General features: G+C 40.3%; 6 protein-coding genes. 4 read left to right on the top strand and 2 right to left on the bottom strand.

What is annotated here, in order from left to right; translation table 11 throughout:
• Positions 1–416: 416 nt before the first annotated feature.
• Positions 417–1,910 (top strand): T9SS type A sorting domain-containing protein, encoded by a 1,494-nt coding sequence (locus tag ACZOVS_RS04325; RefSeq protein ID WP_483995997.1) that lies wholly within the window; start codon positions 417–419, stop codon positions 1,908–1,910.
• Positions 1,911–2,054: 144 nt separating this feature from the next.
• Here ACZOVS_RS04325 and radA read toward each other — a convergent pair whose 3' ends face one another.
• Positions 2,055–3,419 (bottom strand): DNA repair protein RadA, encoded by a 1,365-nt coding sequence (radA, locus tag ACZOVS_RS04320; protein WP_483995996.1) that lies wholly within the window; start codon positions 3,417–3,419, stop codon positions 2,055–2,057.
• A 100-nt stretch (positions 3,420–3,519) separates the two neighbouring features.
• Here radA and ACZOVS_RS04315 point away from each other — a divergent pair, with 100 nt between their 5' ends.
• From ACZOVS_RS04315 to ACZOVS_RS04305, 3 genes are read left to right on the top strand one after another with little or no spacing between them, the layout of a single operon-like run.
• Complete coding sequence (locus ACZOVS_RS04315; RefSeq protein ID WP_483995995.1) at positions 3,520–6,828, top strand: SusC/RagA family TonB-linked outer membrane protein; 3,309 nt, start codon at positions 3,520–3,522, stop codon at positions 6,826–6,828.
• A 32-nt stretch (positions 6,829–6,860) separates the two neighbouring features.
• Positions 6,861–8,561: a SusD/RagB family nutrient-binding outer membrane lipoprotein gene (locus tag ACZOVS_RS04310; RefSeq protein ID WP_483995994.1), complete on the top strand. Its 1,701-nt coding sequence runs from the start codon at positions 6,861–6,863 to the stop codon at positions 8,559–8,561.
• Between the two features lie 26 nt (positions 8,562–8,587).
• Positions 8,588–11,146 carry a T9SS type A sorting domain-containing protein gene (locus ACZOVS_RS04305; RefSeq protein WP_483995993.1) on the top strand — a complete coding sequence of 853 codons (2,559 nt, stop codon included), beginning with the start codon at positions 8,588–8,590 and terminating at the stop codon, positions 11,144–11,146.
• A gap of 239 nt (positions 11,147–11,385) precedes the next feature.
• Here the strand turns inward: ACZOVS_RS04305 and ACZOVS_RS04300 are convergent, their stop codons facing one another.
• Positions 11,386–12,588 carry a class I SAM-dependent rRNA methyltransferase gene (locus ACZOVS_RS04300; protein ID WP_483995992.1) on the bottom strand — a complete coding sequence of 401 codons (1,203 nt, stop codon included), beginning with the start codon at positions 12,586–12,588 and terminating at the stop codon, positions 11,386–11,388.
• Between the last annotated feature and the right edge of the window lie 108 nt (positions 12,589–12,696).

Below are 12,696 nucleotides of genomic sequence, written 5' to 3'. Positions count from 1 at the left end.
AATTTGCGTAAATGGAACGTAAAAAGGATTAAGGAAATGAAATCAGTAAAAAAGGAAGCTATACATAAAGAGAGCATGGCAACAAAAGTTATACACAAAATTTTTGGAGGCAATGAGTATGACAACGAAACAGAGCGAAGAAAGGAGTAATGTAATCAGAATATAAAACATCGAGTCATGAAACACATAAAGAAATACATTGTATAAAGTCCCCGCAAAAAGAGCAGCCGTTTGCGGAGACAGTAACCGAAGAAGGAATAAAGGCATCAATAAGACAAAGATAAAGTTGAACAGAGGAAGGACTGTTCTATTGTCCGCGGAAATGATTATTCTGATCATGACATTCCATAAAATTGATTATAAGACAGAAGATTAAATAGAAATAACAAAATGTATAAAAAATAAAAGAAATGAGTATGAACAAATTTTACCTGTTATTGACAGCCATGATATCCTTTTTTATGATAAGAGGGATGGCACAGACAGTTTATGAGATACCACCTGCAGCAGAGTCGATAAATGCATGTGACTTGGATTTGGACGGGGATATGGATATAATATTAGGACATTATTCCGAGTGTTATGATGATGATATTACGTTTACGATATTAAAGAATGAGGGAGACAACAGTTATGAGATGAGCGATACGACAAAGACGTATGCAGGAGCCCAATTTAGCATATTTGCGGAGAGGATAGATGAGGATGAGTATCCGGATTTGGTAACATTGTATTGTGATTGTAAAGATCTTAGTCTTTATTTAAGAATATGGTATAACGACGGCGAAGGAAATTTCAACTATTATGAAGATTATGATCTTTTTGCATCAGATCCTGTGAGTGAATTGAGTTTTGGCGATGCAGACGGGGACGGTCTTACTGATATTTTTGTACGGATAAACTATATGAGTTCAACGCAGCAATGGGGAGTGTTGTACAATTACGGGAACAGGAGATTCTCAAAACCTGTTTACCGCACATATCCTGATAGTTGTGTAAATGATATAGAAATAGGGGATTTGAACAATGACAAGAAGGATGATGTGGTAGTAACAACGGGAGGCAAAGGAGATATGTTTATATATTATTCCACAGGGAGAGATTTCAGGGAACGCTGTCTTCCTGAAGTGTGGTACACATATACTCGAATAGTGGATTTTGACGGGGACGGATTAAAAGACATAGCGACGGTAATAACGCCACCCGGACCGGCTTCTGATATAATGCTTTTGGGAGTATGTGTAAATCAGGGGAATGAAGAATTTGAGCCGTTGTATCCAATGGAAGAGTCTGTATTGTGTCAATACGTAGGCGGGAACAATGATCTTAAGATGGAAGACATGAACAATGACGGATTGCCCGATTGGGTGTTTAATATCGAATATTACCAAGAAGACGGATTGATAGCGAATGAAGTGTCAGGTGTCAGGATACTGTATAATCTGGGAAATTTCCAATTCACCGATCCGGAAGACTATCATTATGTGCAATTGAAGTATTATAAAGAAGGAGAGAGACGTATTCATATAGCAGATTTTAACGGAGACGAATATAAGGACATAGCAACGGCAAGAAGAACTTTTCTGTTGTATCCGAATTATGTTGACATATTATATAATGACGGAAATGGTAATTTCATAGAGAATCCGTTAAATGTGGAAGAGAACGATGATAAGTTGGAAGTAAGTGATTGTTATCCGAATCCGGGAAGAGGAGAGATGAACATCAGGACGGCATTACCGGAAGGAAGGATAGAAGTGTATGACATTCTCGGGAAAGTGGTATATAAACAGGATATTACCGAAGAGGTCACAAAGATACCGACAGAAGGATGGGCGAAAGGGATGTATCTGTGGAGAGTTTATAGTGAAGGAAAAGAGGCAGAAAGCGGTAAATGGATAAAACAATAGTAATTCTAAAAATAGTAAAAAAGGAAACATTATATATTAACTGTAAGAGACTGTCTGACAAGTTCAGGCAGTCTCTGTTTTTATGTTGTAAGCCGTCATATCATGGCGTCCCAATTACACACTTTTTGAAACATTACTAATAAATCATCCGAAAAGTTCTTTCAGCAAGTCCTCCACAGTAGCGAGCGGCACTATTTCAAGATGATATTTAGAAGCATCTATTCCTTTGACGTTATATTTAGAAACGAACAATTTGTCGAAGCCAAGTTTATCTGCCTCTGAAATACGTGTTTCAATTCTGTTGACTGCGCGCACCTCGCCTGACAGCCCTACTTCTGCAGCAAAGGCATATTTTACATCTACAGGGATATCTTCACTTGAAGACAAGACAGCTGCAATAACGGCGAGGTCTATGGCAGGGTCGTCCACTCTGATTCCACCGGCAATATTCAAAAATACGTCTTTGGCACCGAGTCTGAAACCGGCTTTCCTCTCAAGCACGGCGAGCAACATATTTAATCTCCTGATATCGAAACCTGTACATGACCTCTGCGGAGTGCCATATACTGCAGTGCTCACCAATGCCTGTGTCTCTATCATCATGGGACGTATGCTTTCCATCATGGCGGCACGAGCTATTCCGCTTACAGATTCCTCTCTGTGAGACAAAAACAACTCACTCGGATTGAGCACTTCCTTAAGTCCGTTATGGTCCATTTCGAAAATTCCTATTTCCGACGATGGACCAAATCTGTTCTTGATGGTGCGCAAAATGCGAAAACCATAATGACGATCTCCCTCAAACTGAATCACTGTATCGACAATGTGTTCGAGCACTTTGGGACCTGCAATACTTCCGTCTTTAGTTATATGACCAATGAGAAACACCGGAATCTGCGAAGTTTTCGCCATCTTGTTGAGAAGAGCTGCCGATTCTCTTATCTGACTGATACTGCCGGCTACAGAGTCCACCGATGCTGTCTCCAATGTCTGTATGGAATCTACAACTACCATACATGGTTTGATTTCCTTACAATGACGTATTATCTCCATAGTATCAGTTTCAGTAAGAATAATACAATCTTTATTATCAATACCCAAGCGGTCAGCTCGCATCTTGATTTGGCGACAACTCTCTTCTCCCGAAACATACAGCACCTTTTTTTTAAGATGCAAGGCGGTCTGCAATAATAACGTTGACTTGCCAATGCCGGGTTCCCCTCCCAAAAGTACAAGGGAACCTTGAACCAAGCCTCCTCCAAGAACTCTGTTAAGTTCTTGACAATAAAGATCTAATCTTTCTTCATCTCCACATTTTATTTCTGAAATAGGAACTGGTACTGATTCCGTGACTATGAAACTTTCAGTTTTGTCGTATTTCTTTTTACCTGTCACTACCGATTCTTCTACATAACTGTTCCACGAACCACAAGCCGGACAATGACCTATCCATTTAGGAGATTCATTCCCGCATTCTTTACAGAAAAATACTGTCTTGGTCTTAGACATCATCATTTTTTTAATACAAAGATAAAAAAAAATTGAATTTTGTCAAAATAAATTTTAATTTTGCGGTTTAAATACATTTGTTTAATGTAAAGCAATGATTATGAAGAGACTTTATTCCCTATTTTATCTCTTGTTTTTATTATGCACTACAGCATTCGGACAAATCGTAAGTGTGAGCGGAGTTGTGACATCGACTGAAGATGGATTTGGATTACCAGGTGTAACAATACGTGTAAAAAACACTTCAGAAGGTACCGTAACAGGCTTGGACGGAGATTATATTATCAATGCCAATGCAAACGATTCCTTAGAGTTTTCATTTATAGGATTTAAGACCATTGTACTGCCTATCAACGGGAGAGTCAAAATCGATGTGGCATTAAGTCCTGATACGCAACTTCTCGACGATGTTGTTGTGACAGCTTTAGGTATCAAAAGACAGAAACGAGAGTTAGGTTATGCTACGGAAGATATTGATGGCGAAATTTTGGCAAAATCAGGCAGTGACAATGTCATCAGTGCATTAAGCGGTAGAGCTGCCGGTGTGCAAATCATCAACAGTGATGGTGTGGCGGGAAGTTCTTCTCGTATAGTAATACGAGGTAATAACAGCATTTTTGGTGACAACCAACCACTTATCGTCGTTGATGGAGTACCTATGTCTAACGAAGGCGGCATTACAAGTTGGAGCGGTGGACAAGATTGGGGTACTGCACTTAACAACATCAATCAAGAAGACATTGAAGACCTCAGCATCTTGAAAGGACCTACCGCTGCAGCGCTTTATGGTTCACGAGGCGGCAACGGCGTTGTACTTATCACCACAAAAAAAGGTAAGAAACAACAGGGGCTCGGTATCAATTATTCTGCCACATTCAAAATGACAACACCCTACGGCTATCGTGATGTACAGAACAAATACGGTGCCGGAGGACCTGTGTCTTTCATGACACCTACATTAACAACAGATGAAAACGGCAACTTCATCTATGACGGACATTATAGCGATGACAACGGTCCTGAAGGCGAGCCAACTAACACTACATTCGGCTACTATGGCGGCTCTGTGTCTTGGGGTCCGGTGATGGACGGCACCGAAATGTTGTGGTGGGACGGACAGATGCGCAACTACTCTCCTCAACCGGACAACCTTAGCATGCTGTACAAAAATTCTTATTCCATGACTAACAGCGTATCATTCCAAAATGCAGGCGACTTCGGCTCCGTGAGAGTATCTATCACCGATGAACGCTCCGATGCTATCATCGATAACTGCGACCTTCGTCAGACCACATTCAACGTGGGTTCTTTCCTTAACATCTCAAAGAGAATAAAAGCAGAAGTCTCATTGACATATCTCGACTACCACAGACTTAACTCTCCGGTACTCGGTGAGTCATATTACAACTTCAACAAAGGTTTGTTGTACAGCTGGCCTCGCAGCTGGCAAGGCATAGAATCACAGTCTTATGAACAGCCTGACGGCACCATGACGGTATTCGACAATTATCCTTTTCAATATATATATTCAAATACCTTCTGGAATTTCTATAATAACAATACTACTCTCGACCGTAACAAACTCTATGGCTCCGCCAGAATAATATACGATGTCACCGATTGGCTCATGCTTTCCGGCAAAGCGGCTTTGGACTTCAGCTACGACCAATATGAGACACGCAACAAACCTACCATGAGCGACGGTATAACGGACGGATACTACAAACAGAATATAGGTTCTTATTATACCTTAGATGCCGACTTCCTTGCTACATTTTACAAAGACAATATCTTTCACTCACTGTTCAATGTAAAATTTTCTTTTGGAGGAGAGAGATATTATAAAAATGACTATGGCATCTGGGCCGGTACAGGAAGATGGGCTTATGCCAACTTATACACCTTTTATAATTATGTCAATGGCACTAACGAGACATCAATGTTACCCGGAGAGTCATTTTATGAGAAACAAGTCAATTCATTGTACGGGTTCTTGAATATCTCTTACAACAAATTCTTGTTCCTCGACATCACAGGACGTAACGACTGGTCTTCGACTTTGCCTTTGGACAACAACAGTTATTTCTATCCGTCTGCCACTTTGAGTTTTGTGGCCACAGAGGCTTTCAAGATGAATTGGGGTATCATCAGTTTCTTAAAACTCAGAGCATCTGCTGCCATGACTGCGAGCGATGATGCTCCATATCAACTCGATTTCACCTATAATACCGGTTCTTTCGGAGGTCAACTTACAGCTTTCCTTCCTACTCAAGTACCTCCTTTGCAACTTAAACCTCAAAGGCAACGCTCTTTTGAAGTTGGTTTCGACATAGGATTCTTGGATAAGGTGAATTTAGATTTTACCTATTATGACATATATTCATGGGATCAGATTTTATCAGCACCTATCGCACAGTCATCAGGAGCCGGAAGCGTACGTATCAACACGGGAGTGGTGACAAATAAGGGTATTGAAGCCATCATCAACTACAATGTATATCAAAATCCCAGGGGTTATCTACAGTTGGGTCTTAACTTCGCTCGCAACACCAACAGAATTGTTGACCTCAGCGGCGCCGACATGTATATATTGTCAGAGGTATGGGGCTCCAACGGTCCTGCAATAGCTGTGGCTGAAGGAGAAGAATACGGCACCATTTACGGTTGGGATTATGTTTATACTACTACCTTGGCAGACGGCACCGTGGTAGGCCCTTTTTACGATAACGACGGCAATATGTTACCTCTTATCAATGAAGAAGGAACAGAATACCTTAAAACAGACAACCGTGTACCTGTTGGTAACTGCGCTCCCTTGATAACAGGAGGATTTAACTTGACTTTTAACTATAAAAATTTCTCGATATATTCTTTGATTGACATGAAACTTGGCGGTCAGATATATTGCGGCTCATACGTCATTGCCATGCAAACAGGACAAAGTTTAGAATCATTGTACGAACGCGAAGGCAACGGCATTCCTCTTTACGACAGCAATGGCAACTTCCTTGGTAATTATGGTGTGGTATTGCCGGGCGTTTATGTCGATCCGGAAACCGGCGATGCTACCGTCAATGAAAATGTAGTACATTATTATTACAAATATATGCCTAACTTCGGAGGATGGGGCAACTATATCACTACTCCCGGCATAGTAAACAATACTTGGATTAAAATGAGAGAGATTACAATATCATATAACCTGCCAAAGAAATGGTTGGAAAAGAGCAAAGTGTTCCAAACCGCATCATTGTCATTGACAGGACGAGACTTGTTCTACATATACAAAAACCTTCCTGACAATATCAATCCTGAAGGTACACTCGGTTCTGGCAATGCACAAGGTCTTGAATACGGTTCATATCCTATGACACGTTCATTTTTATTCTCATTGCGTGTCGGTTTGTAATGTCATTGTATAAATCTGAAAAACTAAAAAAAATGAAAAAAATAGCATCATTGGCAATTATGGCGGGAATGATATTATGTTCCTGCACCAAAGGTTTTGAAGAGATGAATGTCAATCCAACCAATCCGACAGGAACCGACATAGGTCCGCTTTTCAACGGAGTGGTGAGTACATTGACATTTCAAGGCAATGAGATGTTTTATCTTGACAACGAAATATTTTACCCGGAATCTGAACTTGGAGCTTTGATATCAGACGCATGGGGCAATTATCAGATCGGTACCCAAGCTGTATGGGACAACTATTATAATGCTTTATCCAACATTCGCGACATTGAAAGCCGTTTCGATGATGAATGTGCTGCAATGGGAGATGATGAATATTGCGATAAGGCACGGGCTCAGCTGATAGTATTGAAAGCATTCAAGACATTTAAAGTAACCGACATGTTTGGTGATATTCCGTATTCCGAAGCCGGCAAGATATGGTATAACACTCAAAACACTTCATTCCAAAAACCCAAATTCGACAGCCAAGAATCTATATACAAGTCTCTGCTCGAAGAACTTGTCTGGGCACGCGGAATATTAAATAATCCTGTCAATGTCACCTCCTTAGGTAACAATTATTACTCTCTCGGCTCCTATGATGTATTATATGCCAACAACTACGAAAAATGGGGTAAGATTGCCAACTCATTGATTCTGAAACATGGCATGAGAATGAGAGACAAAGACCCGAACTTTGCCGACACTCTTCTCGTTACTGCATACAACATGCCTGTAATAGATGATTATTATTACAGCGGTAATGGTGGTTTCATCTTATGGCCATCTTATCTGACAACCGGAATAGGTGATGTAAACTGGAGTTTCCGTGAGCATAGAAATCTAAGAATGGGAGAGACTGTTTTTGCACAAATGTCATCCACCCCGGATCCGACAGGAAAAGACATCTTCGATTTGCGCATGTATGTATTTTTCGACACAAACCACAAAACAGATGAGTTTCCTGACGGAGCATGGGTCGGATATCCTCAAATAAGAACAGCATCAACACCTTCGGAAGGAGGCTCACCATACGAGAGATCTCGTGATGCCAACTATCAGTTTAAAGGTCCAAGTTGTATATATTCTCCATTCAACTATTACATGATACGCGACAACAGCGACGAGGTCGGCTTCATGCCAAAAGTTCTTATGAGCGCTGCGGAAGTGTGTTTCATAAAAGCTGAGATGATGATTAAAGGTATAGTACCAAACAGCGGCATAGAACTTGACGACATGATACGCAAGGGCATTGAGATGTCATATCTGTTATGGCTGCAACCTCATGATGTAGATTATAATCCGACATGGAAATATACTTACCCCGGATTGGACACCATATTGAGTAACAGCGATATATGGGCTGTATCATATTCTTATTCATCAAACCTGATGAACCAACTGATTTATATGAATCCAAATTTCGACTATAGCGAAGAGTCATATCTCAAACTTATTTATCAACAGAGATGGTTAGACCTCTTCCGTCAACCGGGAGAAGCCTGGTCATTGGCACGTCGTACCTTCATGACACCAACAACGACAAACCATCAAAAACTTACATCATACAGAATGCCTTATCCTCCTACGGAGATAACATACAATTATGACAATTACTTACAACAAGTCTCCAAAATGACACACGGCGACAGCCGTGAAACCAAAGTGTGGTGGATGACAAAATAACTTAACAACTAAATTTATTTAACAAGATGAAAAAATTGATTTATTTAACTTTTGCTCTCTTTTGTGCTATGACAACATTTGCACAGGAAGAGTTCCTCTATGACTTCAACAACCTTACAACAGGAACACAATGCCTCAACGGACAGGACGGTTGGTCAACACACTATCAAACAGCCGGAACATCACAGGATTTCGATGTCGATTACACCTGCGGCAGCATCTTGTCCCCTGATGAATCTATTGCTGTATTCTATCCCTACGGAGGTCCCGGCGTTGGTCGTACAGCAACCCGCAAAGCCACAGACAACTTCAATTTCAACTTCCAAAACGGTGGCATCATAGACATGGAGTTCGACATGTATATGGTATGGTGGGGCTGTTATTTCGGTGTAGGTTACGATGCTGACGGCGATGGCAATGTCTTGTGCGGAATGACAGAAGGAGACGGCGGCATCTTCTTGCAATGCAAAGGCAGCGAGAACAACTACTCTCCTAATCTATCATTACCTAATGGGACAAGTATCTTGGCAACATCATTCATACAAGATGGCTGGGCAAGGTATAAAATGTCTTTTGATTTCAGTGCTTTCGACGGTGCCGGGTCGGTGACAGTATTTGTAAAATCCTATTCGGACGAATCGGGCTGGGGAGAATGGAGCCAGATATCAGAATTGACAGAAGTCAACATGGGTTTAACCCCGGGTTCAGGAGATAAAATGGACTACAGAGTATGGGATGCCATATTCTTCCACTGCCAAGGCGGTACAGGAGGTTTCGATAACCTTTTGGTACGTCAGATGCCTGAAGGCAACATGCAATATATCAATATGCCTGACATACCGAAACAACTTGTCAACAATCCTCCGATCTCATTATCTGCTTCTGCCACGTCAGGCTTACCTGTATCTTTTGAACTTATAGAAGGTCCTGCTACTTTAAATGGCAATATTTTGACATTGACAGGGGAAACAGGAACAGTCACCATCAAGGCAACACAGGGCGGCAACGACATCTGGCTCCCAGCTCCAGATGTCTTCAAAGTCTTTGACGTAGTCGATCCTATGTTATATTCTCCTGAGATAACATTGCGTCGCCCTTATGACGGCAGTATTGTATATATGCCTGAAAAAAGAGCTATGGTATTGTGCCTCAGTACTTATATCGACCATCCGGATGCCATCAAATTTGAAGAGGTGAAATGTACCATAGATGGAGAAGATGTGATACTCATGACAGACTATCCCAACAATTACGACAACGGTTATTTCTATGGTTATTGGACACCGACATCATACGGTGAATATACTATGAATGTCACCATTACCACATCTGGTGGGAAAGTGACTACAGACCAATGTACATTTACAGTGACTGACGAATATGACAATCTCAGTGTAACCACATTAAACGGAGACCTTATCTGTACTCCAACAATACAATCTGCAACAGGCGAATATGAAATGCCAATGCATGTAGGAGCATTTAACGATATCACTGCACACTACGACCACAATTGTGTTGACGGCAACTGTGACACATACGACAGAGTGGGTGGCATCAGAGTGCGCAATTATAGAGGAGAATGGATGGAACTGTTCCGTTATATCTCTCCTTTCGGAGTTCAATGTGAAGATAATGTCGATGTTACAGATTTTACTTCGATACTGCAAGGATTGGTGGAATTTGAATTTTATTTTGAATCATGGAACGGCTCCGGATTTAATCCAACTCTAACCTTTGAACTCACCAAAGGTACTCCGGATTATCTGTATGCTGATGTCAAGGAGATATGGTACGACACATACCCGTTTGGAGATTATGCTAATCAATTCCCGGTACCAGTAGCCAACTATTTCTTTGACGACAATGTTGTTGCTGCCAAATTAAAACTTATCACAACAGGTCACAACTGGAGCAGCGGTACCAACAACACCAACAATACCGGAAATGCTGCAGAATTTTACCATGCAATTCACAACATTTATATCAATGACGAGGTGGAGTTTACACAAGACTTATGGAGGACATGTAATCCGAATCCTGCCGGTTGTCAGCCACAAGCAGGAACATGGACATACGAACGTTCCGGTTGGTGCCCCGGTAGCATTGCCATGGTATGGGATTATGATTTGACAGAACATATCAGCGACGGCAACATAGAAATATTTTATCAGTTCGACCCGACTTATCTCGACCTTTGTCATCCCAACCATCCCAATTGCGTAGATGGACAGACTTGTATTCAATGCGCTGCTCCGGACAATCCATTATTGAGAGTCTCCGGAAAAATTGTCGGATACAGCAATAATGTCAATATCCTTACCAGCATCAACAATGTTATTGTAGATGATGATATTTATAACATTGACATCTATCCTAATCCTGCTGACAAATATATTAACTTCAGCAGCGATTATGAGACAGGAAAACTCAGCGTTCTTATAATAAACTCACAAGGTCAAGAAGTCAGAAACTTCACTTTCAGCGGAAGTAAACAAATTGACATATCAGACCTTGCAAGTGGAGTGTATTTCGTTAAAGTGCTTGGCTCAACAATGAAAACTGCTAAAATAATAGTAAAATAATCAATATTCTCAAATCTCTAATTTAATGAAAAATCCCCGGCTTTTTATGGTCGGGGATTTGTTTTGGTAACAAATCTATATGATATTATTTCTGTTCGGTAAAAGTTTTTAAGAAATTTTTACACACTTTTGGGACAGTATCACCATTGAAAGAAGTGCTTTTAATAAAACTACAACTGCCTAAAAATTGCCTGATGACAACTTATACAACAGAAATTTACCTTGTTTTTTTGTAAATACTACTCAATAATTAAAACCAAACCCTTGAGATAATTACCTTCAGGATGATAAATATTGATTGGATGGTCTTCCGGCTGTGACAGTTGATTTATAATTCGGACGTTACGTCCTGTCTCGATAGACGCTGACAATATTACACTTTGAAACTGCATCTTGTCAACAGCCTGTGAACAACTGAATGTCAATAACAATCCTCCGGGTTTTATCTTACTTATGGCTTCTTTGTTGATGAATTTGTATCCCAAAAGACCATTATGCAATGACTTATGATTCTTTGCAAAAGCAGGCGGGTCTAATATTATTATATCATACTGTTTGTCAGGCATATTAGTCAAAAACATCTTGGCATCTTCAACGACACATGGATTGTCAGTTGTAGAAAAACCGTTCAAGACAAGATTTTTTTGACATGTTTCTATTGCTTTTTTGGAACTGTCGATGGAGACGACTTTCTTGGCGCCGCCTTTTAATGCCATTACGGAAAATCCTCCTGTATAACAGAAAGTGTTCAAGACAGTTTTGTCTTTTGATATCATACCGACAAGGTTTCTGCTGTTACGTTGGTCGAGAAAAAAACCTGTCTTTTGACCTTCTTCGCAGTCCACAAGGAATCTTGCATCATTTTCCAATACATAATTCACATCACTTTCACCCCAAAGGTATCCGTCATCAATGGCATCTTTACCCATTCTATGCATGGTACTGGCACTTTTGTTATAGATAGAAGTGATGTTTAACTTGTCAAAACTTTTCAGAGTCTCAGCTATCTCATTGATATGAAGTGCCATACCTTCAGTATGCGCCTGTATGACAGCAGTGTTGCCGTAAATGTCTATTATAAGTCCCGGCAAATTGTCTCCCTCAGAATGTACCAATCTGTAACAATTAGTGTGTTTGTTATTGAGTAATCCTAATGATTCTCTCATTGTTAAACATTTCTCAAGACGAGTCTTCCAAAAACTGCTGTCTATTAATGTATTTTCAAAACTCAGTAATTTTACTGCTATACTACCGGTCTCACAAAAGCCAGTACCGAGTATTTCATCTTTATAATCTGTAACTGTAACTATATCACCGGCCTGTAAACGCTGTGACACCTTGCCTATTGCACCGGAAAATATCCACGGATGAAATCGCCTTACTACTTCATCTTTCCCGGCACGTAACTTGATAACAGGATATAGTGGTAACAATTCTCCCATATTTTACATATATTTATCGCAAAGTTAATAAATATTGTTTTTAATATAAAATAAAAAAAGTTGAAAAATATTTGTTTTCCTTGTGATATTTTGTTGAATCATTGTTTA

It is taken from the genome of Candidatus Limimorpha avicola (assembly GCF_056978975.1).
Note: the sequence above shows the minus strand (reverse complement) of the source record. Positions and strands in the feature narration are given on the sequence as shown.